The 25,629-nt window shown below is 63.6% G+C and carries 15 protein-coding genes, 5 pseudogenes and 1 riboswitch; of the genes and pseudogenes, 7 read left to right on the top strand and 13 right to left on the bottom strand.

The window, feature by feature from the left end; all coding sequences use genetic code 11:
- From ilvA to M3I54_RS36605, 5 genes and pseudogenes are all read right to left on the bottom strand, one after another.
- Positions 1 to 1,182 (bottom strand): annotated as a pseudogene (gene ilvA, locus M3I54_RS36585) (threonine ammonia-lyase, biosynthetic); the annotation flags it as partial.
- 421 nt (positions 1,183 to 1,603) lie between these two features.
- Entirely contained in the window at positions 1,604 to 2,629 is a 1,026-nt protein-coding gene (locus tag M3I54_RS36590) for a ParB/RepB/Spo0J family partition protein (RefSeq protein WP_254344582.1), read from the bottom strand.
- Entirely contained in the window at positions 2,619 to 3,308 is a 690-nt protein-coding gene (gene parA, locus M3I54_RS36595; RefSeq protein ID WP_254344583.1) for a ParA family partition ATPase, read from the bottom strand. The genes M3I54_RS36590 and parA overlap by 11 nt, the downstream gene beginning before the upstream one ends.
- Before the next feature lie 863 nt (positions 3,309 to 4,171).
- The gene (locus tag M3I54_RS36600; RefSeq protein ID WP_254344584.1) at positions 4,172 to 5,545 is read right to left on the bottom strand and encodes a replication initiation protein; all 1,374 of its coding nucleotides are present in this window, start codon (positions 5,543 to 5,545) and stop codon (positions 4,172 to 4,174) included.
- A 1,513-nt stretch (positions 5,546 to 7,058) separates the two neighbouring features.
- Positions 7,059 to 7,373, bottom strand: a complete 315-nt coding sequence (locus tag M3I54_RS36605) for a DUF4148 domain-containing protein (protein WP_254344585.1) — start codon at positions 7,371 to 7,373, stop codon at positions 7,059 to 7,061.
- A 438-nt stretch (positions 7,374 to 7,811) separates the two neighbouring features.
- Here M3I54_RS36605 and M3I54_RS36610 point away from each other — a divergent pair, with 438 nt between their 5' ends.
- Together M3I54_RS36610 and M3I54_RS36615 are read left to right on the top strand one after the other, a co-directional pair.
- A complete protein-coding gene (locus M3I54_RS36610) occupies positions 7,812 to 8,393 on the top strand; it encodes a sensor histidine kinase (RefSeq protein ID WP_254344586.1) in 582 nt (193 codons plus the stop codon).
- A gap of 33 nt (positions 8,394 to 8,426) precedes the next feature.
- A complete protein-coding gene (locus M3I54_RS36615; protein WP_254344587.1) occupies positions 8,427 to 9,155 on the top strand; it encodes a response regulator transcription factor in 729 nt (242 codons plus the stop codon).
- A gap of 641 nt (positions 9,156 to 9,796) precedes the next feature.
- Here M3I54_RS36615 and M3I54_RS36625 read toward each other — a convergent pair.
- The 4 genes and pseudogenes from M3I54_RS36625 to M3I54_RS36640 all read right to left on the bottom strand — a co-directional run bounded on the left by M3I54_RS36625 (position 9,797) and on the right by M3I54_RS36640 (position 13,742).
- Positions 9,797 to 11,016 (bottom strand): annotated as a pseudogene (locus M3I54_RS36625) (TolC family protein).
- A pseudogene (locus M3I54_RS36630) lies at positions 11,009 to 11,518 on the bottom strand (efflux RND transporter periplasmic adaptor subunit); the annotation flags it as partial. The pseudogenes M3I54_RS36630 and M3I54_RS36625, both read right to left, overlap by 8 nt.
- Before the next feature lie 135 nt (positions 11,519 to 11,653).
- A complete protein-coding gene (locus M3I54_RS36635) occupies positions 11,654 to 13,093 on the bottom strand; it encodes an MFS transporter (RefSeq protein ID WP_254344588.1) in 1,440 nt (479 codons plus the stop codon).
- 46 nt (positions 13,094 to 13,139) lie between these two features.
- Positions 13,140 to 13,742, bottom strand: a complete 603-nt coding sequence (locus M3I54_RS36640; protein ID WP_254344590.1) for a TetR/AcrR family transcriptional regulator — start codon at positions 13,740 to 13,742, stop codon at positions 13,140 to 13,142.
- A gap of 162 nt (positions 13,743 to 13,904) precedes the next feature.
- Here M3I54_RS36640 and M3I54_RS36645 point away from each other — a divergent pair, with 162 nt between their 5' ends.
- Complete coding sequence (locus M3I54_RS36645; RefSeq protein WP_254344592.1) at positions 13,905 to 14,984, top strand: HPP family protein; 1,080 nt, start codon at positions 13,905 to 13,907, stop codon at positions 14,982 to 14,984.
- Positions 14,985 to 15,001: 17 nt separating this feature from the next.
- Here M3I54_RS36645 and M3I54_RS36650 read toward each other — a convergent pair whose 3' ends face one another.
- Positions 15,002 to 16,000, bottom strand: coding sequence for a sodium:calcium antiporter (locus M3I54_RS36650; protein ID WP_254344595.1), 999 nt, complete (start codon positions 15,998 to 16,000; stop codon positions 15,002 to 15,004).
- A gap of 177 nt (positions 16,001 to 16,177) precedes the next feature.
- A riboswitch (yybP-ykoY riboswitch) is annotated at positions 16,178 to 16,282 on the bottom strand.
- A gap of 72 nt (positions 16,283 to 16,354) precedes the next feature.
- Positions 16,355 to 16,579 (bottom strand): porin, encoded by a 225-nt coding sequence (locus M3I54_RS36655; protein WP_254344597.1) that lies wholly within the window; start codon positions 16,577 to 16,579, stop codon positions 16,355 to 16,357.
- 289 nt (positions 16,580 to 16,868) lie between these two features.
- On the opposite strand from M3I54_RS36655, the pseudogene M3I54_RS36660 reads away from it, so the two are divergent.
- A pseudogene (locus tag M3I54_RS36660) lies at positions 16,869 to 17,024 on the top strand (VOC family protein); the annotation flags it as partial.
- Positions 17,025 to 17,253: 229 nt separating this feature from the next.
- Positions 17,254 to 18,585: a sn-glycerol-3-phosphate ABC transporter substrate-binding protein UgpB gene (ugpB, locus tag M3I54_RS36665; protein ID WP_375542278.1), complete on the top strand. Its 1,332-nt coding sequence runs from the start codon at positions 17,254 to 17,256 to the stop codon at positions 18,583 to 18,585.
- Between the two features lie 144 nt (positions 18,586 to 18,729).
- Here the strand turns inward: ugpB and M3I54_RS36670 are convergent.
- Positions 18,730 to 20,585: pseudogene (locus M3I54_RS36670) on the bottom strand (acyl-CoA dehydrogenase).
- Between the two features lie 408 nt (positions 20,586 to 20,993).
- Between M3I54_RS36670 and M3I54_RS44990 the strand changes: the two are divergent.
- Together M3I54_RS44990 and M3I54_RS36680 are read left to right on the top strand one after the other, a co-directional pair.
- Entirely contained in the window at positions 20,994 to 22,436 is a 1,443-nt protein-coding gene (locus M3I54_RS44990; protein ID WP_302059295.1) for a methyl-accepting chemotaxis protein, read from the top strand.
- 52 nt (positions 22,437 to 22,488) lie between these two features.
- Complete coding sequence (locus M3I54_RS36680; protein WP_254344601.1) at positions 22,489 to 24,600, top strand: bifunctional diguanylate cyclase/phosphodiesterase; 2,112 nt, start codon at positions 22,489 to 22,491, stop codon at positions 24,598 to 24,600.
- Here the strand turns inward: M3I54_RS36680 and M3I54_RS36685 are convergent.
- Complete coding sequence (locus M3I54_RS36685) at positions 24,597 to 25,619, bottom strand: CaiB/BaiF CoA-transferase family protein (protein ID WP_254344603.1); 1,023 nt, start codon at positions 25,617 to 25,619, stop codon at positions 24,597 to 24,599. The two genes, M3I54_RS36680 and M3I54_RS36685, sit on opposite strands and share 4 nt — an antisense overlap.
- Positions 25,620 to 25,629: the final 10 nt, after the last annotated feature.

The raw sequence follows: 25,629 nt of genomic DNA on the forward strand, positions 1-25,629 counted from the left end.
CTCGTCGCCGGTGAGATCGACGCTCGGAAAGCCGTGATCGACGAAGGTCTTCGCGATCAGCTGCGACTCGCCGCGGTTGCGGATCTGCACGCCCACGAAGATGTGCGCGCGTTCGGCGTCGTCGATGCGGTAGTTGAACTCGGTCACGCTGCGCGTGCCGACCAGCTCGCAGAAGCGCTTGAAGCTGCCGCGTTCCTCGGGGATCGTCACGGCGAACACCGCTTCGCGCGCCTCGCCCACCTCGGCGCGCTCGGCCACAAAGCGCATGCGGTCGAAGTTCATGTTCGCGCCCGAGGTGATCGCCACCAGCGTCTGGCCTTCGATGCCCTCGCGTTCCGCGTACTGCTTCACGCCCGCCACCGCCAGTGCGCCTGCGGGTTCGAGCACGCTGCGTGTGTCCTGGAAGACGTCCTTGATCGCGGCGCAAAGCGCGTCCGTATCGACGGTGAGCACTTCGTCGAGATACTGCTGGCACAGGCGGAAGGTTTCCTCGCCCACGAGCTTCACGGCGGTGCCGTCCGAGAACAGGCCGACTTCGGTGAGTTCCACGCGCTGGCCCGCCTGGATCGACTGCGCCATCGCGCAGGAATCATCGGTCTGCACGCCGATCACCTTGATCTCCGGGCGCACGGCCTTCACGTACGCCGCCACGCCTGCAGCCAGACCGCCGCCGCCAATCGGCACGAAGATCGCGTGAATCGGGGCCTGATGCTGGCTCAGCACCTCCATCGCCACGGTGCCCTGGCCGGCGATCACGTGGGGATCGTCAAACGGATGCACGAAGGTCAGGCCGCGTTCTTCCTGCAGGCGCACGGCGTGGGTGTAGGCGTCGCTGTATGACTCGCCGGCCTGCACGACCTCGACGGTCGCGCCGCCGTGGGCGCGCACCGCATCGACCTTCACCTGCGGCGTGGTAACCGGCACGCAGATCACGGCCTTCACGCCGAGCTTCGCCGCCGAAAGCGCCACGCCCTGCGCGTGATTGCCCGCCGAGGCGGTGATCACGCCGCGCTCGAGCTGCGCGGGCGTGAGATGCGCCATCTTGTTGTACGCGCCGCGCAGCTTGAAGGAGAACACCGGCTGGTTGTCCTCGCGCTTGAGGAACACGGCGTTGCGCAGGCGCGCCGAGAGATTCGGGGCGCGCTCGAGTTCGGTCTCGCGGGCGTGCTGCCAGACGTACGCTAACCCACCATTCGTTGAATGGTGCTAATAATCAGCGCAATCGTGAAAAGGCGGCAGTTCATCTTATTAAGCATGACCTGGGGGGCAGGCGTTGTCAATTGCTCACAATCTTGTCGTTTGTAATGCACTACAAATTACGTCTCATTTGCTACGCTTTCCGCCTGACGTGGGTGTCTCCATGGCTAGAAGCGCAAAAAACGCGATTTAACTCCGCCCCAGCTAACATGTTTCGTGAAACATTCTAGAAAACAATATTTAACTCATTGATTTCAAACGATTAAATTTGATCCGGTATTTTTTATCGCCTGTTTCACGGATTCGACCCCGGTCGTGGTTCGCGTATGGCCCGCATCGCCGCTACAACGAAAAAGGGCGTCTGACGACGCCCTCCCCTGCTACCGTTAGCCGATGCTCGCGATGCTCAGGTCGTCTCGGTCGTGTCCATTTCCGAAGCCCACTGCTCGATGACCACCTTCACGCGCTCGGCTAGACGTTGCTGATCGGAAGGCGCGATACCCTTCAGGCTCAACTCTGCGCGCCCGTCACCGAACAGCTTCAGTTCGCCCAACGCGACACCGTCCGGTCGATTGAACTGGACGCGCGACTGGTAGTGCGTACGGCGCGGCCCAACGCTGCGCGCGCCCGCTTCAGCCGAAGCGGCCGCCTCGAGCTTGCGTACGCTCGCCTTCCCTTCAATCACCTGCTGAAGCCAATGCTCGGCGACCGTTGCTCCGGCCCGGTCGAAGATCAGCTTGATGTTGTAGGCGTGTCCGAGTCCGACATCCTTGCGATTCTGCGCCATTCTCTGCAGCAGATAGGGCGGCAGCGACGTGAGCGCGATCACTTTGCTGATGTGCTTCGGATCTTCGCCTACGGCCACCCCCAACTCGACCTGGTCGACATAGACACGATCGTCGAGCAGTTTCTTCCACGCAAGCGCATCGTCGAATACCGTCTGTTCTTCGCGCTCCTTGTTGGCGTGATAGGCGCGCAGGTACAGGTTCTGGTTGTTGAGACCCTCGCGGACATCGGCGTCGATAAACTTGTCGCCGCGCGAACGCGCAGCGCGAATACGCCGCTCGCCGTCGACGATTACATATTGACCGGGAAACGCTGCGAGTTTCGTGACCAGGATCGGCGTAATCTGCCCTTGCGTCGCAAAGCTTTCGGCCAGTTCGTCGATCGTCTCGGCGCTGTAGAACGCGCGTGGATTGTACGGATTGGAAACGACATCTTCGACCGAAATCTTCCGGACCGCATGCAGCGAAAGCGGTGCCTCGATGACTTCGGCAGACTGGGCGGCCGGCGTGTCCGCGACGTTGGGTGCGCCCGCGTCGCGCTGCGCGATATTGACGACATCGGCTTCGGCGAGACGCTCGCCAGCCGAAACGCGCTCGGCAGCCATGCCCGCGCGGACCTTGCTGGTGAAATTCAGCTTAGCGGCCATCGACCACCTCCTCTTCTTCTTCCTGGACCAGCGCAATAATCTCGTTGTAGACGGCGCTAATTTCGTCCTTTGCGACTTTCGTCCCGCGCACGCCGCGCACATCGAAGACGGTGCGGCCAAGCGCTGCCGTCTGACGATAGAGCTCGCGCTGCTTGATGGTTGCCGAAAATACGCGGACGTTGCTCTCGGCAAGAATGGCGCTCATCTGCGTGTGCAGCAGCGTCTTCGAATTAGATTTATTCAGCAAAATTGCGAACTTTCCGTCCGGATTGGCAACGCGGGTTCGCTCGACCAACTCAATCATCCCTTCGCTACTCCAGATGTCGATCGGCGACGCATCTGTCGGAATGACGGTAACGTCGGCTACGGCAAGAACTCGCGCGGTAGTGAGGTCGTTGATATTGGGCGGGCAGTCGACGATGACGACGTCGTAGTCGTTCGCCAGCGCCGCGACCTCCGGCCCAATCATCTTCTCCAGCTTGTGAATGCTGCCGACGCGGAACGGCAGGGGCGTTTCGGGACCTGCCGCCGCACACCAACTCATGCAAGATTGCTGACCATCGGCATCGGCTACATAGACCTTATAGCCTTCAGCCTGAAATGCCCCAGCCAGATTCATGCTGGTGGTGGTTTTACCAACCCCACCTTTTTGGTTCGCTACGGCTATCACGAGACCCATTCGTTTCTCCATGCAATTGTTCAACAGCGGACGAGCCTCCCAAGCACACTCTCCACGTGGAGACTCCAGCAAGTCACTCGAGAGTCTAATGGCAACTTAAAGTAAATTCTAGGATTTCCGTCTCAGACGTTGCCAGTTCACAACCAATTGGCTGAACGGACAAGGATTAGACGCAACGCAGAAGATTGACGGGCGGCCAGATTGGCCGGATTGCGATGCTTCAACGACGGTGGAAGTCGATCTCCACGTGGAGATCGCAGAATGCCACCGAAGGTGCCGAGCTTGTCCGCTCGCAGATCGATGAGTCGCAACATCTTTGCACAGCCGTGTAATACGCGCGTGACGTTGGGTAGAAGGATCGAGTTGGGCGAAAGTACTGGAGAGGGTAGCTCCGCGGAGGGAGTTGAAGAGCATCACGCAAATCTCCACGTGGAGATTCATTAATCGGCATTCGCGAAGAATGCTTACGCGTGTGCAAGTGGTATCCAGGAGGGCTGTAGCAATCGGGCACTGACCGTTACAAGCATGCCGCCGAGCCCACAAATTCTTGATCGTTTGAAGCAGCGACTCTCCACGTGGAGATCAGCACGAACAGCTACGAACTAACAAAGCGGCATCAGCACTCACAGCACCTCGAGGCGAAGCACGAACATCACTCCGAGGCATTCAAGCAGTCAAAACCTGGTGGGCCACGAAAAAAGTGAGCTCCTCTAACGCGCAGGAGCTTGGAAATATATATTTAGCTACGATTTCTACGTCGCTATATTTCACAAAATTTCCTTGCACGCAACCCACGTGTACACGCAGCGAATCGCGCCAAAAAAACGGCGGCCGAAGCCGCCGTCCCGTTTCTTCCATCGCTTTTAATCGTCTCGCGCTTTCAACGCAAAATCGATTTCCGCACCCTGCAGGCCTTCGCCCCCAGCCGGCGCCTGCTGTCCGCTCAACAGGAATTCAAGCAGATCGGCAGCAGTCGGTTGGCCCCAAGTGTCCAGCACCACCCAACGGAAGAAGTTCGTCGAGGCCATCTTGCTTGGCACCTTCGCCGTCGACACCTTGAGCTTGTCCATGCCGACCGTCTCGTTGTAGCGCTTGATCAGCGCAGTCTGGTCGTCGTACTCGAGCTCATTGAAGTAGGCACGCGCCTCATTGATCTTCGCGGCGATATAGCGGTCCTTCACCTGATCCTGACTCTCTCGCGCGCGGCCAGCGTCGGCGGCGGGCGCGGCGGCATTCGCACCGGGCAACTCGTAGCCCTCCGCCAACGCCTTGCGGAAATACGCCGCAACGTTTGCGAGCGGCGCGGCATTTTTCTGTGCCACCCGCGCCGCGGTATAAGCCACCGCTGTGCGAATCTTCTCCTCGCCGTACTGCTTGAGCAGGCGCCGCGCCTCGGAAACCGGAATACTGAACTTCGACATCTCGCCAATCAGCAGCGTTTCGTTTGCACGCAGTTCCTGGGACGGATCGGTCTCCGGCTTGCGGGTCACACGGAACTGCAGGGCGACGACCGAGCGTCCCACCTTGTGCTCGATGAGCTCGAACATGTGATCCGAAATCTCGTTGACTTCCTTGATGCAGGGCACCAGCACACGGCTCTTGAACTGCTTGTAGAGCTTGTACGATTGCGCCGAAGTATCTTGCCCAAGGATCAGATCGCGCAATGTCTCGAGCGGAAAGCGCGCCGTCACACCCACGGCCTCGTAGCGAACGACGTTCTCCCACAGCGCGAGCGAATGCGCCTTCCTGAACTGACGCGTGATGCGCATGTCGATCATCGCGTAGATTTCAGGATTGAGCAGTTCGCCGCGAATCTGCTCGGAGAAGGTGTAGCGCAATACCGACCGCTCAAGCTCGGCGCCGGCGAGCAAACCGGACGCCTTCCAGATGCTGCGCTTGTCCTGCGTGAGGTAGTCCCAGTTCACGACCGTGCTGATGAGCGAGTTGATCGTTTCCTTGACGTACTCGGTGTTGTTACTGTTCAGATCGACGTCCTGCGAGAGGGCGGAGATCGTGATCTCGAACGACGAGCGGCCGCGGTCGAGGGAATCCTGGCGAATGGCGTTCTTGATCAGCGAGCTGAACATCTTGCGCTGCTGCAGGCTGATCGACCCGGACTTCGGTGCGATATGAATCGCCGGAACGGCCTTGCGAAACAGATCAGGCGGCTGGCCTTGCTGGAATACGAGTGCACCTTGTTTGTCGGCGTCGCCGGCTTCGGCCTTTTTTCTTGCCATATGACCCACGTTGAAAGGGAACCTGGTCGGTTGGTAACTGTATACCAACCGACCAGGTGACTCAAGGCCGCAAACGCAATCGTGACGCAGCACGACACGCAAGGGCGGAGACCATTGACAGCCGGAGATTCTCTGCCTCGATGGCCACCGGGAACCCCTCCCGGGCACTCAGAGCAGACCCCGCGCATGAACCCATAACTGGTGACCTTTGCATCGCTGCACCCTGAAAACCATCCCATAACTGGTGACCTTTAGGCCGAATGTGAGTACTTACTCTGTCAATGCAGCCCCGACAGGTAGCCGTCCATGGGATTTTTCGCGTTGCTATCCGGGTTGTCGCTCGGAACGGGTCCGCCAAGCCTCGGCATGCTTATGACGCCCATAAATGGTGACCTGAACCGGCTCCCACAAATGGCTACCCATGCGCAGGCGCATTGCGGCTTCGGCGATCTGCGAATCCGCCCTTGCCCCCATAACCGGTGACCCAAACCGGATCCCATAGGCGGTTACCTCGGACCAGCTCGCTTCTTCTTATGCAAGGATTCATGCGGGGGAGCCGATTCAGCGCTCTATGACGCCGGTATATCTCTCCACAAAAGCCACCATATCTGGTTACCCAAGCTGATTCCCAAAGACGGTTACCTGAACCCAGGCGAGTGTGCCTCTCAAGCGCCGTCAGGAAGGGCGCCCCATCCCATACGCGGCGACCTTCCCTGACTCCCATAAACGGCGACCTGAAGGCAAAACCGCTCCTTTTCCCATAGCGGGCAACCTTCTCCCCATATCCACAACCCGTAAACCCCATGCCCGGCTACCGAAGTCCCATATCCACAACCCGAAACTCCCATACCCGGGACCGCGAATCCCATAACACGCCACCAAATCGGCCGCAAAGCCACGCCTGGTAAGGGTTTGCGGCGCCTAAAGGTTTACTAAAGTTCTTAAAGCGTAAAAGGTAAACACTAAAACACGCGTCCGATGAGAAAGACGTCTCCCAAAACCGGGGACCTTAATGCATGTGAGTGGTCACCAACCTCCGTGGCCCCATTCCCGGTTACCTAGCCCGTCTATCAAGGCATTGCGGGCACCATAGGCCTCTACCTAAGCCACGCACTCCTCAGACATGACATTCAGATGTTGAGTTAGATCCATGATTTCCTGAGAAAAATCCTTGAATGGTCTCCGGATATGGTGCGGTACTTCGTTCAAGGTAACTGCCTATGGGACCGATCGAATAGCTGGCAAGCCCTACGCAGCGCGACTGCTGAGCTAACTGGCCGTCGCCCAGGACTCGCCACCAATCCCGGTCTCAAGAACAAGCGACCGGGAAAACTACCCGTGCACCAATGCCTCCTCCCATTTCCGGTTACCCAGTTCAGGTCACCAAATATGGGAGCAGCTGAAGGACCACATGGGCCGCTAGCCCAGGAGATTACGGAAAGCCCGGCAGAAACCGGACAAGGTGCACTGCACAAAGTCCATCGGGGACCTACGGGCCGCCGGGCGGCCGATCTCAGTCTGAATTCGCAGGAAAGGTCACCGCGGCCGCGGTGTGCTGCGGCAGGCAATCGCTGCGATACACGTCCGTGAGACGCTGCTGGGCGGCTTCGATATTGGCGGGATAGGTATTGTCGTCAGAGTTAGGCTCGTAGCCCACCGCCTCGAGTTCCTTGAGTCCCCGTATCAGATCCGAATGCGTGACCTCGTGTGCCGGTTTGACGAACGGGTAGCTGTGGCATTCCTGCTGAGTCAGATGCGGCGCGGCGACCGCGCTTACGCTCACCGCTCCCACAAACGGCACCCATACGAACTTCAGCCATGACTTCATGTTGAATCCTCCTTTTGATGAACCCGCAACGAAATGACAAAGCGCGAATGCGCGAACAAGCGGATTCGAGGATAAGGAACTGCTGACGCTGGATCGGGCTCAGCCGGATGACAAAAGGTTCATCTGCCGTTGCCCCACCCTCCGTGACGCGAGACCTCGCGTACGCACGAAATGACAGAATGACAGGTGCGCGTCACGCACCAGCAAGAAAATGACGCGCTCTTCATTGCCGTGATGCCGTTGTGTCGAGGGCGCGCCACTATGATTGCCAGGCACGAGCGTATCCGCGTTCGTTGGTTCGCCAGTGAGTCGTCGAGACGACCCTTCATTGCCAACGGGGGTAGCCATGTCAGTCAGCGAGAAAGCGCCGCGCGCCCGGCGCGCGGCCGCCCGTGTGCCGCCCGTGCGCGACGCGGGGCCCCGCATGCGAGGCGCGCGATGAAACTGCCTGCCTGGGTTGCGCTCGGGCGTGGCCTGTTCGTTCCAGCGTCGTCGCGGGCGGCGCCGAACGTGCGGGACAGTGGCCACGAGCACTGGCAGACGACCACGTTCCGCTGGTTCACCGCTTACGCAACGATCTTCTCGCTCGCGTTCATGGCGCTGCTTGGCGTCATCGAATATTCCGTAACACGCGCGATGATGCGCGAGACCGACAGCGGCCTGCGCTGGCAACTGCGCTACTTCGATTCGCGCATCGACAACGCGATCAAGTTCGCGCCGCAAGGCGGCGTGGTGAGCGTGACGCTGCGCTCGACGCCGCTCGGCCCCCTGCTCGAAGTGGCGGACAACGGTCCCGGCATCGCGCCTGGCGAGCGCGCGGCGGTCCTGCAGCGCTTCTATCGCGGCGAGGCGGTGCGTCATATCGCCGGCTCGGGCCTGGGGCTTTGCGTCGTGGCCGCGGTGGTGCGCGTCCACGATTTCACGCTGCGCATCAACGATGCCCGCGAACTGGCGGGCGAGAAGCCAGGCGGCCCGGGTACGCGCATGAGCGTGGAATGCTGGCCGCGCTCCCTCGCCTGACATCTCCCGTCCAGCCGTCGGGCACTCGCAGTCATGCGCATACTCCTCATCTCCCCGAATCACGCCGAAGGTGCCTGGCTCCAGAAGGCGCTGCACGAAAGCGCGCATAGCCTGCAGCGCGCGGAAGACCTGCGCGACGGCCTTTTCGTCGCTGGAGAGGAGCCATTCGATGCGGTGATCGTGATGGCGCTAGACGGCGCGCTGCTGCCTGCGCTGCACGGCATCCTTCCCGGGCTCTCCAGGGTCACGGCTGGCGCGACGATCATCGCCGTGCTCGGCATCGAAGCGAGCGCGAGCGAGCGCTCGAAGGTGCTGCGCGCGGGCGCCGACGCGTGTTTTCGCTATCCGTTCTCGTTCATCGAGATGCACGAGCGCATGCACGCGCTATTGCGCACCACGGCGGCGTGCGGCGGCGGCGTGCAGGGTGGACTGCCCGCGCAGGCCGCAAACGGCGCCCAGCCCGTCCAGAACGCGCCGCAGCTCGATGCAGGGACGCGCGAGTTCGTGGAGGGCGCGCGCCGCGCGGAACTCACGCGCCGCGAGTACCTGCTCGTCGAATGCCTGCTGCGTCAAACCAACGTGCCCGTGCCGCGCGACCAGATGATCCGCTACGCGTGGCCCGAGAAGGACGACATCGACGCTTCGACCGTCAACCTCGTCGTTTCGCGGCTGCGGCGCAAGCTCGCGCGCCAGGGTATCGATGTGCGCATCGATACCATCAGCCGCTGCGGTTACCAACTGACCTTGCCGACGTCCGACTGATTCGCGCTTCGAGGTAACCGTTTGTGGGATCCGGTTACCTATCCGAACGCGGGTGCATGGGTTTGTTAACATCAAAAAGCAAACGGCACGCTGAGAGCGTGCCGTTCACCCGTGCCTGAAAAACCCCGCCTGCCGTGCTCAGTGCGCGTAGAGCGTGGAGTTCAGGTACGCAAGCTGACCGTCCTGCTCCGCCTGAACGAGCTCGTGGTACACCCTCGGCGCGCGTCTTTTCATGGACCGCTTGCCCATAAGGCGGTACCCATCCGCCGGGCGCAACCGTGGAGGCCGTGTCGTTCGCAGCGACCTGGGTGGCTGCCGCGGGCTGGCTGGCCTGTGCGCCGGCCGCAGGTGCCGAGGTTTGCGCAAAAGCGGACGTGGTGGCGACGACACCGGTGAGCGCAGCGATGATCATGAGAGCCTTCATGTGACTATTCCTCCAGGAGTGAGATCGGTTAGCCGGTTAGCGAATGCGATAAATCGCATCCCGGTGTGAGTAGAATAGTTAGGTCACCCTATCGAACCCGATGCAGCACCATGAAGAAATGTTTATCGACGTGACAGGATTCGCTGAAAAGAAAAACCCCGCGCAGAGGCGGGGTTCGAATGGCGATAAAGGCGGCTACCGTCGCTTCAGGGGGCGTTCAGGAAGCCGCCTTGTCCTCCTGCAGATCCTGCGTGCTCCAGCCGCCGCCTATCGCCTGTATGAGGCCCACGGTGGCGTCCAGGCGCCGTGTGTCCAGTTCCAGCGAGGCGATTTGCGTGGAGAGTTCCGTCGTTTGCGCCGTCACGACGTCGAGGTAGCTCACCACGCCGTCGCGGTAGCGCGACATCGAGAGCGTGAGGGTGCGTTGCGCCGCTGTGAGCGCCTCGTCTTCGCGCTGTGCTTCGTCGCCGAGATGATGCAGCAGCGCGAGGTTGTCCTCGACCTGCTGGAACGCGCCCAGCACCGTGGCCTTGTACTGCGCGCCGTTTTCGGCGAGCTTCGCCTGCGCGCCGCGCATGACCGCCGCGCGGCGCCCGCCATCGAAGATCGTCATCACGAGCGTGGGACCGATTGACCACATCTCGTTGGGCGCGACGTTGAACTGCGAGGCCGGCACGCCGATGAGCGTGGCGATGGCGTGCTCGTAGAGCGCACGGCGCGCGCTCACGTCATCGGCTGCGGCCTGCGCCGAGGCGAGCTGCGTTTTCGCGCGCGAGACATCGAGCGAAGAAGCGATGCCGGCGCGATGGCGGCTCTCGGTCAGCTCCAGCGCGTGACGATAGGCGGCGATGGTGTCGCCGAGCAGCTTCGCCTGCTGGTCGAGTCCGAGCAGGTCGAACCACGTCGTGGCGAGCTTCGCCTGCAGGCTCAGTTGGCTGGGCTCGAGGCCTCGCCTGCCTTCACCTCGTTGCGCACCTTGCCCCACAGGTCGTGGTCGTAGCCGATCCCCACGTCGAGCGTGTTCGAGTTGTACACGTTCGGCTGATCCGAGCCGGGCAGCGGACGTAGCGCCGACTGGCGCTCGCGCGAGACGTTCGCCTCTGCGCCGACCGTCGGCGGCAGCGCGGAACGCGCCTGCGCGACGAGCGCATCGGCTTCGTCGTGACGCGCGAGCGCTGCCGCGACATTCGGATTCGCTTTCGCAACCTGCGGCTCGAGCTGATTCAACACGGGGTCGTCGAACGCGCGCCACCACCCGTCGCGCGGGGGCTGGTCTGCGGGGCGTGCCGTCTGCCAGTCGCCCGCTTCCTTGAAGCGAGTCGGGATGGCCGTGGCGGGCCCGTGATACGTGGGCGCGAATGAGCACGCCGAGAGCAGCAGGGCCGCTGCAAGCGCAACGGCGCGCAACGTGTGCGCAGGCACGGACCGCTTAGCCATGCGCACGCTCCGGGTCGTGCATGGCTGCAGTTTGCGTCGATTGCGCGCCAGGCGCGTTGGCGGACGCCAGGCGCACGAGGTCGCCGCTCGCGAGCGAATCCGGTGGATTGTCGATCACGCGCTCACTCGCGTGCAGGCCAGAAGTGATCTCCACGCGCGTACCGAGATCCGTGCCGATCGTCACGTCGCGCAACTGCACGTGCTGATGCACGTCCGCGACGGCGACTTGCATGCCATGCGCGCGGAAGATCAGCGCGCTTGCGGGCACGAAGAGCGCGTGCGCGTCGCCCGGCATCGCAAGGTGGACTTCGGTGTACTCGCCGGGGAAGAGCAGGCCTTGCTTGTTGTCCACGGCGAGTTGCACGAGCATCGTGCCCGAAGCGGGCGAGATCGACTGGTCGGTGTCCACGAGCTTCGCGTCGAACTTCACGCCGGGGCGCTCGGGCACGGTGAGCGTGGCGTGCATGCCCGGCTTGATCGAGGCGGCGTCGCTTTGCGGCACGACTCCAGATGAAAACAAATTTAGAAAGCGACGATTCGCTTTCCCGTCATGGCGGCATGGCGCACAGGCCGTGCTAATAACGCGGCCCGACGGATGGCCATCGTTTCATGCAGCGCGCGCTGGGAGGACTTATTCTCATACGTGCTGTTTGCGCAATTGCGGCACGTGATTATTGCGGCCGCCGGCGAGAAACGCTGCAGCGAAAAGCAGAATGCCAATAATCGCAACGGTCGTCGCAAACGCGCGAGCCACGTGCGCGCTGTTCGAATCCGGCCCGGCAAGCGCGAAGAACAAGCCACCGAGCAGCGCCACGGCGAGCGCGGCACTCACCTGCAAAACCGAGCTGACGAGCCCAGCGGCAAGACCGGACCAGCGTCGATCGACACATTCGACATTGCGCCTGACGAGTGCGGGCAGCGCCACGCCCTGGCCGAAGCCGATTAGAAAGAGCGATGCGCTCAGCGCGTGCAGTTGAGCATCGTGAACAAGCATGGCAGTCCAAATTAATCCGCAGCCCTCGATTGCCATGCCTGCCGCCGCCGCACGATGGCCGAACTGGCGCACGATCAGCGGATTGAGCAGCGGCCCGATCAGAAAGCCGATGCCCACGGGCAGAATACGCAGCCCGACTTCGAGTGGCGCGAGCCCGAGCGCACGCTGCACGTAAATCGCGAACATCATGAAGAACGGTGCGAGCGAATAGAAGAAGAGTGTGGCGACGAGCCCGCGCACGAGACCAGGCGCGGCGAAGATGATGGGCGGCACGAGTGCATCGCGCCCGGCGTTCGCGACGCGCGCCTCATAGCGCCAGAAGATCGCGAACAGGGGCGCGGCGCCAATGAGCAACGCCCACGTCCAGAATGGCCAGCCGCGCTCGCGGCCTTCGATCAACGGAACGACGAGCGCAGCCAGCGCCACGGCGAGCAAGACCATGCCGCCGGGATCGAGCTTCGCGGGGTGGTCCGAGCGGCTCTCACGCACGAGCCAGTACGCCGTGGGCGCGGCCACGATCACGACTGGCAGGTTGATGAGAAAAATGCTGCGCCAGCCGAGTCCGAATACGTTGGCCGAAACGAGCACGCCGCCGAGCGCCTGGCCGGCGACCGCAGCGATCCCATAAGCCGTGCCGAAAAGGCTGAGCGCGAGCCCCTTCTGATGCGCCGGAAAGAGCGCGTGGATCGACGCGAGCGCCTGGGGCGCCATGACGGCCGCGGCACCGCCCTGGAGAATGCGTCCCGTCACCAGCGCAGCGGGCGAACTGGCGAGCCCGCATACGGCCGAAGCGGCCGCGAACGCGAGTATCCCCACGAGGAAGATACGCCGCCGGCCGTACAGGTCGCCGAGCCGGCCGCCTGTGATGAGAAAGATGGCGTAGGTCGCCGCATAAGCGGAAATCACCAGTTGGGCGATGCCGCCGCTGGCATGCAGGTCGGCCTGCATGGACGGCAGCGCAACGTTGACGATGAAGAAGTCGAGTGGCGGCAACAGCGTGCCCATCAGTAACACGGTCAAGGCCCACCAGGTGCGCGCGCCCGCTCGCGTAGGCGGCAATTCCACAGTCGAAAGGTTTGTCATGCGGCCTCCATATGGGACTGTTCGGTTCCTAATTAGCCAAAAAAAACTAGGGGATGGCGCTCAGCGCGATTTCAGCAATCGCATTCATTGCCTTTTCACCGGCGTCGGTTTTGCCCAGCACGCGCATGCCTTCGATCGTGCAGAGCAGGAAGCGGGCGAGATCGTCGGCATGTTGGTCGGCGGCCAGTTCGCCCGCTGCCTGGCCACGCCGGATCGCGCCGGCGAGCAGTGCCTGCATGCGCGTGAACATGTCCGTGACGCGGGCTTTCACTTCGGCGTCGAAGGGCAGGCACTCGGTCGCGGCGGCTGTAACCGGGCAGCCCGCAAGCCCTTCGAGGCCGGCGGAAAGGCGCACGTAATGACGCAGCGCTTCGCGCAGCGCGGTGCGCGCCGAGGCGTGCCGCAAGTTGCGCGTGAGCCGGGCGATACCACGCTCGGTATAGAAGTCGAGCGCCGCGAGAAAGAGCTGATGCTTGTCGCCAAACGCCTTGTAGAGGCTGCCGCGCGAGAGTTGCGTACCTTCGATCAGGTCAGGCAGCGACGTTGCGGCATAACCACGCGCGCGAAATACCTCGAGCGCGTTCTGCACGGCTTCCTGCTCGTCGAATTCGCGTGGACGGCCGGGGCCAGAACGGGTATCGGATTTCATGTCGTTATTCTAGACCAAACGATTCCGAATTGGCGGGGAAAATGCGTGCGGCGAATCCAAACATGCATACAGGATGAATTATATGTACGCACAGAAATATCAATTGTTGATATTCGCCGCACGTCGGTAATCTGGCCGACATACCGACCAGCAAACCCAGCTATGTCTCGCACCGCGCTCATCGAATGGTTGACGAGTTTCGTGCCCAACCCGGCCGCGCCGCAATGGCGCGAGCGGGGACGGCGCTGTGCCGGAGCGTTGATCGGCATCGCGTTGACTGGATTCGCAACCCACTTGATGTTCGGCGCGGCGGGCGATATCCCGCTGCTCGTGGCGCCCATGGGCGCTTCTGCGGTGCTGCTGTTCGGCGCGTCGGACAGTCCGCTTGCGCAGCCGTGGTCAATTCTTGGCGGCAACTTCGTCTCTGCGCTGGTGGGCGTGGTGTGCGCGCAATGGATCGCGTCGCCGGTCGCGGCGGCTTCCGTGGCGGTAGCGCTCGCGATCTGCGCGATGTTTCTGTGCCGCTGCGTGCATCCGCCTTCAGGCGCGGTCGCGTTGACCGCCGTGCTCGGCGGCCCCGCTGTTCATGCGCTCGGCTTTCACTTCGTGCTCGCGCCGATCGCGTTCCAGTCCGTTGCATTGCTCAGTGCGGCGCTCGCCTTCCACGCGCTGACCGGGCACCGCTATCCGCGCGCCGCGTTTCGTCCCACACCGGCGGCCGCTGCCGCGCCGCTTGCCGCGCTCTCGCAACATCTACTGGAGCCGTTGGATTTTCCGCAAAAATCGTTCGAACAACTAACTTGCGAGGAAATCATGTCGATTGGCTGTCCCGCCGTGCCCGCGACAATGGGTGCGCGGGCGGCGCGTGAGATGTTCCGCCGCCACGGTGCTTCGACGCTGCCCGTGGTCGACGCGATGGACCGCGTGGTCGGCGTCGTCACGCATCACGCGCTCGGCGACCTTGCTCCGGCGGCTGGCCTCAAGCGCTTCTGGACCGTGCTGCGCCGCGCGGCGCTGCGCGAGTCGGCGCGCGTGGAAGAAACGGTGGAAGCCGTGATGGCGGCCGGCGTGCACGCGGTTCATCGCGCCACGCCGCTCGCGCATCTGGTGCCGATCTTCATCGAGCACGCGTACCACGACATTCCGGTGATGGACGATGCGCGGCGGCTCGTCGGCGTGGTCAGGCATTCGGACATGATCCGTTGGCTCCATCACCACGCAGGCGCCGCCGCGGCAGCCTGAGCTTGCCCGGAACCGCGTCACACCACGAACAGCAGCGCAGCGAACACCGCATAGAGCCAGCCGACATGCGTGAGCTGACGGCTGCGCACCTTCGGCGCGCGAAACGCCCATTGCAGGAACAGGATGGCGACCATGGTCGTCACGGCCGCGAGAATCGAAGGCGTGCCGAGATGCCACGGCGTAAAGAAGAGGCCGAACGCCGTGGGAATGGTGGCCTGAATCATCATCGCGCCGCTGATGTTCGCCAGTGCCAGCCGCTCCTTGCCCTGACGCACCCAGATGATCGCGTTCATGATCTCGGGCAACTCAGTGGCGATCGGGCTGAACAACACGGCGGTCAACTGCGGGCTCAGGCCGAGCCACGGCCCCACGGCGCCGATCTGCTGCACGAACAGATGCGAGGCCGCGAAGATCACCGCGAGCGCACCCAGCGTCTGCAGCAAAATCCACATCATGGCCGGATTTTCGTCATGCGGGCGCAGCTTCAGCGGCTCGAGATCGCCTTCCACCTCGCCGCCATCTTCGGCGGAAAGCTCCTTCCAGCAGTAGAACCCGTAGGCCGCGAGAAACGCGATCCCCAGTACCGGCTTGAGGCTGAACACCACGAGCCCGAGCGCGATCTTCGCGACGAAGATCGCGAGGAACCATAGCTGGTCGCGGCGCAGACGGCGCGTATTCACGTCGACGTGGGCCGCGCGCTCGCGGCCCACGCGTTTCGCTGTCGCGAGCAACGCGAAGCCCACTACGGCATAGGCGATCGTGCTGAGCGCGAGCGGCCCGCCAATCGCGGCGCCGATGCCAATTTCCTTGTGCGCGGGATCGCCGCCGAAAGCGACGGCAACGAGCGTAACCACGCTCTCGGGCAGCGCCGTGCCGAATGCGGCGAGGATCGTGCCGGTGGCGGTTTGCGTGACCTTGAGCTTATAGCCGAGCCACTCGACGCTATTGACGAAGGTCTCGCAGGACAAATAGATGATGCCGGCCGCGGCAATGAGCAGGGCGAACGTCAAAATCATGACGAACGCTCCGCGGCGCAAATGAGGAGGTGATGCGGGGCGAGACGAGTCATTGTTTTTGCCGTGATGTGCGAGCCGGGCACCGAAACCATGACGCTTCCCTTCGCCCGGCTCGGGTGAAAGGGAAAACGTCATAGGTCTCGTCAGGCCGCGCAATTGCAGCAATTCGCTGCAATGATCCGCAATACGGCTGCCGGCGCCATGGTGCGGGGGGCACCAATTATGTTGACGGCGGCGCAACGCCAAAGCAGGCGTTGCAGACTACTCCCCTAAGACAGGGGGCGATTATAGCCGAAGTTCATGGCGGCGAGCGATTTCCGGCGCGCTCGCCGCGCGCGCCTCCTGCGATGCGAATCAGAACTTGTGACGCAGCCCGGCGCCGCGCAGGCCCCAGAGGTTCGGCGAGAGGTTGCCGGACATCATCTGGAACGTACCGCCCGAGCCGTTCTTGCCTTGCTGGTTGCCGAACCAGGCAACGGAGGTGTCGAGCGAGCCGTAGAGCGTCACGCTGCTTTGCGCGTGTGCGATGGAGGCAAACGATGCCAGCGTGAAGGCGGCGGCGAGAGCGGTTCTTTTCATTGAATGGTCTTCGTTGATGAGTGGCATGTGTGAGAGTGAAATCGCGGCGCGGGAAGGCACGCTAAGGCACGGTTTTGCCGACGCCCCGAAATTCAGCGGCGATTATGCGTAACGCCTTCCATGGACGAATCTGAAAAACGGAAAGACTGAGTTTCAGAAATCGCACGAGCGCGAATGTGCCGCCAGTGCGGCTTCACAAGGTTGCGACATGCGCTGGCGTTGTTTTTTTGCGGCCCATTTTCGTTATTGATAAGAATGTCTAAATAAATATCGTGGCCGCTATCTGCTCGACGCCGCTTACGCCGCCGCGCTCGCGCACGGCGGCGCCGACGAGGGCGCGCCCGGCCTGCGGCCGCACTATCACCCGAACTACTACGGCGCGTACTTTCGCGACCCCGAAGGCAACAAGCTCTGCGTCTGTTGCCACGATCCCGTGGACCATTGACACGCCGCGGCACGAGCCATCACACGGGCGTCCCATTCGCTGTGCTACCCTTGCTCTGCCTTGGGCCGAGGGTGCCGTGCGCACGTGCAAGCGACCGCTGGCGGGCGGCCCGATGTATCGAAGTCGAAAATCGAAGTCCTGAACCAAAGTCCCGAGCCACGCCTCTTCGCGCGCATGCGCCGGGACAACGATCAATAACAGGAAGAAGACCCAGATGAAAAAGCACGAGATGCAACGCGCAGGTTCGCGCGGCCGCTTGCGCGCGCTGATCGCCGCCGTGGTGCTGGCGGGCGGGGCGCAAGCCGCGCATGCCGCCACGGAGATCCAGTTCTGGCATGCCATGGAGTCCCAACTCGGCGAGCGCGTGAACGCGATCGCGCAGCAATTCAACGCGTCGCAGAGCGAATACAAGATCGTGCCCGTCTTCAAGGGCACCTACGACCAGACGCTCGCCGCCGGCATCGCGGCCTATCGCAGCGGCGACGCGCCCGCCATCCTGCAGGTGTACGAAGTTGGCACCGCCACGATGATGAACGCGAAGAAGGCCGTGCTGCCCGTGTACGACGTGATGAAGACCGCCGGCGTGCCGCTCGACGAAAAGGGCTTCGTACCGACCATCGCGAGCTACTACAGCGACGCGAAGACGGGCCATCTGGTGTCGATGCCGTTCAACAGCTCGACCCCGGTGCTCTACTACAATCGCGACGCCTTCAAGAAGGCCGGCTTGCCCGACGCGCCGCCGAAAACCTGGCCCGAAGTCGCCGAAGCCGCCGCGAAGCTCAAGGCCTCGGGCATGAGCTGCGGCTTCACTACCGGCTGGCAGGGCTGGATCCAGATCGAGAACTACAGCGCGTGGCATGGCGCACCGATCGCGACGCGCAACAACGGCTTTGACGGGCTCGACGCGCAACTCGAAATCAACAAGCCGCTGCAGGTCGCGCACATCGCCTTCCTGCAGAACATGGCGAAGCAGGGCACCTTCACCTATGTGGGCCGCAAGGACGAAGCCACGGCCAAGTTTTATAGCGGCGATTGCGGCATCATGATGGGCTCGTCGGGCGCGCTGGCGAACGTGCAGCAATATGCGAAGTTCAAGTTCGGCACCGGCATGATGCCGTACGACCCGAGCGTGAAGGGCGCGCCGCAGAACGCCATCATCGGCGGGGCGAGCCTGTGGGTGCTGGGCGGCAAGAACCCCGAGGTCTACAAGGGCGTGGCGAAGTTCCTCGCGTACCTGAGCTCGCCGGCCGTCGCCGCGAAGTGGCATCAGGACACGGGCTATCTGCCGGTGACGAAGGCCGCGTACGAACTCACGCAGCAACAGGGTTTCTACGCGTCGCATCCGGGCGCCGACACGGCCACGAAGCAGATGCTCAACAAGCCGCCGCTGCCGTGGACCAAGGGCCTGCGCCTTGGCAACATGCCGCAGATCCGCACGATCGTGGACGAGGAACTCGAACAGGTGTGGACGGGCGCCAAGACGCCGCAGCAGGCGCTCGACTCGGCCAACTCGCGCGGCAACGACCTGCTCAGGCGTTTCGAGCAGCAGGCGGCGAACTGACGCTCCAACGCTAGTGAACTGATCCGATGCCTCGGGTGAGGCATCGGGCTGCGCCCCAAAAGGCCGACGCCAGTCCGGTCTTTTGGGGCGCTTTGCTTACGCTCAGGGCACTCGCCAGGGAACCGGCGCGTCGTGGTCGCGGCTCTAGAACCACGCGTCCTGCATGTCGAGCGTGGTGCGGTCGAGCGAGGCGAGCAGATCGAACTGCGCGCCTGTTTTCGGCAACTCCCAAGCGAAGAAGTAAGCGGCCGCCGCGAGCTTGCCGCGATAGAAGTCCACCTCGTCGCCGCTTGCTTTAGCAGGCGCGGCGAGCGCAGCGCCTGCCACGAGCGCTTGTTCGAGCCACACCCAGGCCATGACCACGTGGCCGAATGCTTCCAGGTACACCGAAGCGTTGGCGAGTGTCACCGCCGGGTCGCCTGCTGCCCATAACTGCCGCGTGACTTTCGTGAGCCGCCCGAGTGCGGCTGCGAGCGCGCTTGCGTGGGTGCCTCGTCCGCCGCGCCCGAAGCTTGTGCACGATCGAGCGTAGCCTGCACGCGCTCCGCGAAGATCTTGAGCGCCGCACCGTCCTTGATGACGACCTTGCGGCCGAGCAGGTCGAGCCCCTGAATGCCGTGCGTGCCTTCGTGGATCGGATTGAGCCGGTTGTCGCGATAGAATTGTTCGACGTTGTACTCGCGCGTGTAGCCATAGCCGCCGTGCACCTGGATGGCGAGATCGTTGGCGGCGAGACACCATTGCGAAGGCCAGCTCTTCGCGATGGGCGTGAGCAGGTCCAGCAGCAGCGAGAGCGGCTCGCGCTCCGTGCCGCTGGCGGCGCTCGCTTCGTCCACGAGTTTGGCGCACCAGAGGTTGAGCGCGAGCGCGCCTTCCACATAGCTCTTTTGTGCGAGCAGCATGCGGCGCACGTCGGCGTGCTCCACAAGCCTCACCTGCGGCGAAGCCGGATCCTTTCCCGCCGCGCCCAAAGGACGCCCTTGCGGACGGTTGCGCGCGTAATCGAGCGCATGCAGATAACCGGTATAGCCGAGCATCGTCGCGCCGAGCCCCACGCCAATGCGCGCCTCGTTCATCATGTGAAACATGGACGCGAGCCCGTGATGCGGCTCGCCCACGAGATAGCCGATCGCGCCCGCGCGTCCGCCTGGCGTGTGCTGCGTGCCTTCGCCGAAATTCAGCAGGCAGTTCGTCGTGCCGCGATACCCCATCTTGTGATTGAGGCCCGCGAGCACGACGTCGTTGCGCTCGCCGCGCAAGCCGTCCTCGTTCACGAGGTACTTGGGCACGACGAACAGCGAGATGCCTTTGACACCCGGAATGAGCTTGCCGTCGGGACCGGGAATCTTGGCGAGCACGAGGTGCACGATGTTCTCGGCAAGCTCGTGCTCGCCACCTGAGATCCACATCTTGTTGCCACGCAGACGATATTGCGCGCCGAGCGGGGAATCGCATTCGAAGTCGGCGCGCGTGGCGATATCCGAAAGCGACGAACCCGCTTGCGGCTCCGAAAGGCACATCGTGCCGAAGTAGCGGCCTTCCAGTTCGGGGCGCACGAAGGTGTCGATCTGCTTTGCGCTGCCATGCGCGAGCAGCAGGTTCGCGTTGCCGATGGTGAGGAACGGATAGGCGCTCGTGCCGACATTCGCCCCCTTGAACCACGCGAAGCCCGCCTTCTCGACGACGAGCGGCAACTGCATGCCGCCGTATTCGTAGTCCTGGCCCGCGGCCATCAAGCCTGCATCGCTGAATGCCTTCAACGCCGTCTTCACCTCGGGGATGATCGTGACCGTCTCGCCGTCGAAGTGCGGCTCGTGCTGATCGTTCTTCTTGTTGTGCGGCGCGAAGAGGTCAGTGGCGATCTTCTCGCAGGTGTCGAGCGCGGCGTCGAAGGTCTCGCGCGAGTGGTCCGCGTAGCGCCGAATGCGCGTGAGGCTTTCGACATCGAGCCATTCGTAGAGCAGGAAGTTCAGATCGCGGCGGGAAAGAATCAGCGACATGGCGGAACGGTCTCGCATCATGAGAGGAGAAGGTGCCTAGCGTACCTAAAATAGAACGAGCGTGCTATTGGTAATTTCTCCTGCCGCGAGTGGCGGAAGTCGGGGGCAACTGTCTTTCGACAAAAGTAAATCAATGCATTTACATCCCTTGCAAAAATTAAAATAGGACCAAAACGCTGCAAACGTTTGCAAATACTTGTCCTGTAAAGGGTTTCCTGAAGTTTCCCCATTTGCTGCCGTAAACTCGTGCGCGGGTCCCGATTATCTTGCCGGGCCCGCCAACGAGTCGCGCCGACGCCATTACGGCGGCTCTTTTTGCAGCCGAATTCAATCAGGTGCATCAAGGTCCACCAGCCGCCGCCGCATTTACGCCTACCGCAACTTTTTTTCCTGATCCAAGTGTCGTTCATGCTGGCAGATTCGCCGGGTCGCGCGCAGTCGCTTCGACCGTCCGGCTCGCAACCGCGCGTGGCCATTCGCGCGCTCGACGACGTCGCGCGCGCCGCCGACGCGGTGATGTATTCCACGCTCGTTCTCTCCGCTATCGCGGCGGTGCTGATCGGCTTCAGCTATTACGAACCGCAGCTCGCGCTCGTAGGCGCCGCGCTGTTCCTCGGCGCCGGCAGCTTGGTGTTTTTCTGCGCGCGCGGCACGGCGCTTTCCCGCGTCGTGCTCACGCTCGCCAATGCCGCGCTCGTCGCGCTGCATATCCAGGCGGCGCATGGTGTCACCGAATTCCATTTCGGCGTGTTCGTCCTGCTGGGCCTGTTGCTCGTCTATCGCGACTGGCGCCCGATCGTGCTCGCCGCGGGATTCTTCGCGGTGCATCACCTCGCGTTCGACCGGCTGCAGGCGCTCAACTTCGCCGTGTACTGCACGCGCGAGGCTAACCTGCCGCGCGTGCTGCTGCATGCCGCCTACGTGGTCGCGCAAACAGCCGTCGAGATCGTGCTCGCGCATCGTCTGCGCGTGGCGGCCATCGAGGCGGCGGAGCTGTCGGACATCGTGCGCAGCGTGGTGCGCGAGCGCGAGGTGTGCCTCGCCGTGGACGGCATTCCCGCAAGCGCGCCCACGGCGGTCGCGCTCAAGGGGGCGATCGGCCAGATGGCGCGCGCCATGCACGAGGTGAGCACGAGCACGGCGCACGTCGAGCAGGCCGCGCTCGAAATCGCGGAAGGCAACGCGAACCTGAGCGCGCGCACCGAACACCAGGCGGGCAGCCTGGAAGAGACGGTCGCCTCGATGGACGTCTTCACGCGCACGGTCAAGGCGAGCGCGTTCGCCCGCGAAGCGTCGACGGTCGCGCAGGCAGGCGACGACGTCGTCGCGCGCATGACCACGACGATGGGCGCTATCGAAGCCTCGGCCAAGCGCATCTTCGAGATCGTCGATGTGATCGAGGGCATCGCGTTCCAGACCAACATTCTGGCGCTCAACGCGGCCGTGGAAGCCGCGCGCGCAGGCGAACAGGGACGCGGCTTCGCCGTGGTCGCCGGCGAAGTGCGCAGCCTCGCGCAGCGCGCCTCGGCCGCCGCGCGCGAGATCCAGCAGCTCGTGGAGAACTCGGCGAACGAAGTCGGCGCGGGCACGCAGCTCGCCGGCGAGGCGCGCGCCGCGATGGAAAGTGTGGTGCGCAGCATTGGCCGCGCGGCCGACATCATGGGCGAAATCACGGCGTCGAGCCACGAGCAGGCGCAGGGTATCGAGCAGGTCAACGCCATGGTCGCGCAGATGGACGACACCACGCGCCGCAACGCCGCATTGGTCAACGAAGCGGCCGCCGCGTCGTCGTCGCTGCACGCGACGAGCGCGAAGCTGCGAGAGGTGCTCGGCCTCGTCGCATTGTCGTGATAATGTCGTGCGACGCCCTGGGTGAACGAGTGGTGAACAAGGAGATCTTCCCATGATGAGCGTGGTGGGCTGCATCGTCTACAAGCACAACCTGTGGCTCGTCGTCGTCGCGCTGCTGATCTGCGCCGCGGGCTCGTGGGTCACCGCACGGCTCGTCCTGCGCGCGTTCGCTACGCGTTCGCTGCAGCGCATGGGCTGGTCGTTCATCGCGGCCGTCGTTGCAGCCGCCGATATCTGGTGCACACACTTCGTCGCCATGCTCGGCTTCGAACCGGGTGTGCCGATCGCATTCGATCCCGTGTTGACCATCACGTCGCTGCTCATCGCGCTCGTGGGCAGTTTCGCGGGATTTCTGCTCGCGACGAGTCAGGCCGCGAACCGTCTCACGCGCGCGGCGCCCGCGCTGGGCGGCGCGGTCGTCGGGCTGGCGGTCGCGCTCATGCATTACGCGGGCATGCTCGCGTATCGTGTGGAAGGCATCGTGATCTGGAATCGCGTCGGGATCGCCTTGTCGATCGCATTGGCGGTCGCGATCAGCGCGCTTGCGTTGCATCTCGCCGGCGCGGCCGCGAGGCGCCTGCAGGAGAACGCGGCCAGCGCGCGGGCAAGCGCCGACGCCTCCGCTCGCGTCGTGGCGGGCGTGCTCGCACTCGCCATCGCCGCGCTGCACTTCACCGGCATGTCCGCATTCCAGGTCGTGCCGATGCCGATCGACGGACACTTTTCGAATCCCGCCGCGCTGCATGCGCTCGCGCTCGCCGTGGCGTGCATGGCGCTCGTGATCGCGGGTGCGGGCTGCGTGAGCTTTCTGCTCGACGACAGCGTGCGCGCCGAATCCGTCGAGCATCTGCGCACGATGGCGATGAGCGACATGCTCACCGGGCTGCCCAATCGCGCGAGCTTCAACGTCCGCATCGACGCCGAACTGGCGCGCACGCAGGACACGCGCAAGCTCGCGCTCATTGGCATCGACCTGAACCGCTTCAAGGAAATCAACGACCTGCACGGCCATCATGCCGGCGACGAAGTGCTGCGCATTCTTGCGCGGCGTCTTTCGAGCCTGATGCGCGAAGGCGAGTTCGTAGCGCGTGTGGGCGGCGACGAGTTCGTGGCGCTCACCCGCTTCGCCTCGCGCGAGGAACTCGGCGATCTGCTCTCGCGCCTCGAAACCGCGCTGTACCGGCCGGTGCGCTACGACGACGCCGAAGTGCTCTCGGGCGCGAGCCTTGGCGTCGCCATCTATCCCGACGACGCCACCACCAAGACCGTGCTCATCAACAACGCCGACCTCGCCATGTACCGCGCGAAGGCGGACCTGGCGCAGTCCGTGTGCTTCTACGAGCCGGCGATGGACGAGATCGCGCGGGCGCGCCGTTCGCTCACGCACGACTTGCGCGAGGCGCTCTCGCGCGGGCAGCTGAGCGTGCACTACCAGGTGCAGACGTCGATCGCGAGCGGTGAAATTTGCGGCTATGAAGCGCTGCTGCGCTGGGAGCATCCGCGGCTTGGCTTCATCTCGCCCGCCGAATTTATTCCGCTCGCCGAAGAGAATGGCCTCATTCTCGGCATTGGCGCCTGGGTGCTGCGCGAGGCGTGCACGCGTGCCGTTTCGTGGTTGCCGCCTTACAAGGTGGCCGTGAATCTTTCGCCCGTGCAGTTCTCGCATGCGGACCTGCCGAAGCTCGTCGAGACCGTGCTGGTCGAGACCGGCCTCGCGCCCGAGCGGCTGGAGCTGGAACTCACCGAGACGACCATTTTCGCGGACCGCGAGCGCTCGCTCGACGTGCTGCAGCGAATCAAGGCCATTGGCGTGAATATCGCGCTGGATGACTTCGGCACCGGCTATTCGTCGCTCGACACGCTGCGCTCGTTCCCGTTCGACAAGATCAAGCTCGACCAGTCTTTCATCAGCGAGGCCGAGTCGAGCCGCCAGGCCACCGCGATCATTCGCGCGGTGCTCGCGCTCGGCAAGAGCCTCGGCATTCCGGTGCTGGCCGAAGGCATCGAAACCGAGGCGCAGCTCACGCTGCTCGCCGACGAAGGCTGCGACGAAGTGCAGGGCTATCTGCTCGGCCGCCCGGCGCCGCTCAGCCATATCGTGGCGAGCGGGCAGCTCTCGCTGCTCGCCGACGATAAAGAAGCGCTGGGTGCGGTGCGAGGTTAAACGCCCTCGCCACCGTAGTCCACGAAGCGCGGCGCGCACTGCGGCTGCCACGCGCCGCCGCTCTGTGCGAACGCGCCGCGCGCCGTGTTGTGCGCATCGAGCGGTGCTTCCGCAAGACTCAGTACGGGCGTGACGCACGCATCGCTGCCCTCGAACACAGTGGTCCATTCGTCGCGCGTGCGCATGGCGACCGCCTGGGCGATGCGTTCCTGCACGCGCGGCCAATGCGCACGGTCGCGCTGTGGCAGTTCGAGCAGGTCTTCGGCGCCAATCCCTTTCATGAACGCCGCGTAGAACTGCGGCTCGATGCAGCCCACGGCGATATAGCGGTTGTCCGCGCAACGATACGTGCGATAGAAAGGCGCGCCGCCGTCGAGCAGATTCGTGCCGCGCTCGTCCTGCCAGTGCCCCGCCGCGTAGAAGCCGTACATCATGCTCATCAGCATGGCCGCGCCGTCGGTCATCGCGGCGTCGACCACGCAGCCTTCGCCTGTCGAACGCGCGCGCAGAATTGCGGCCACCACGCCGAACGCGAGCAGCATGCCGCCGCCGCCGAAGTCGCCGACCAGATTGAGCGGCACTACAGGCTCGCCGCCCGCGAGACCCACCGCATGCAACGCACCCGAGATCGCGATGTAGTTGATATCGTGGCCCGCCGTGTGCGCGAGCGGCCCCGTTTGCCCCCAGCCGGTCATGCGTCCGTAGACGAGCGAGGCGCGCCGCGCGCGGCACACTTGCGGGCCGAGGCCGAGCCGCTCCATCACGCCTGGGCGAAAGCCTTCGATCAACGCATCGGCGCTCGCGATCAGATCGAGTGCGCGTGCAAGGTCGTCGCGGCTCTTGAGGTCGAGCGCAACGTATTCGCGCCCGCGCGCAAGCGGTCCGGACGGCGCGCCCGCGCCCTCGCGGCCGATGCAGATCACGCGTGCGCCCATTTGCGCGAGCAGCATGCCGCAGAACGGCGCCGGGCCAAGCCCCGCGAATTCCACGACGGTAACGCCTTCCAAAGGCTTGATCATGTGTGCTTTC

This window comes from Paraburkholderia sp. CNPSo 3274 (genome assembly GCF_024206475.1).
Taxonomy (GTDB): domain Bacteria; phylum Pseudomonadota; class Gammaproteobacteria; order Burkholderiales; family Burkholderiaceae; genus Paraburkholderia.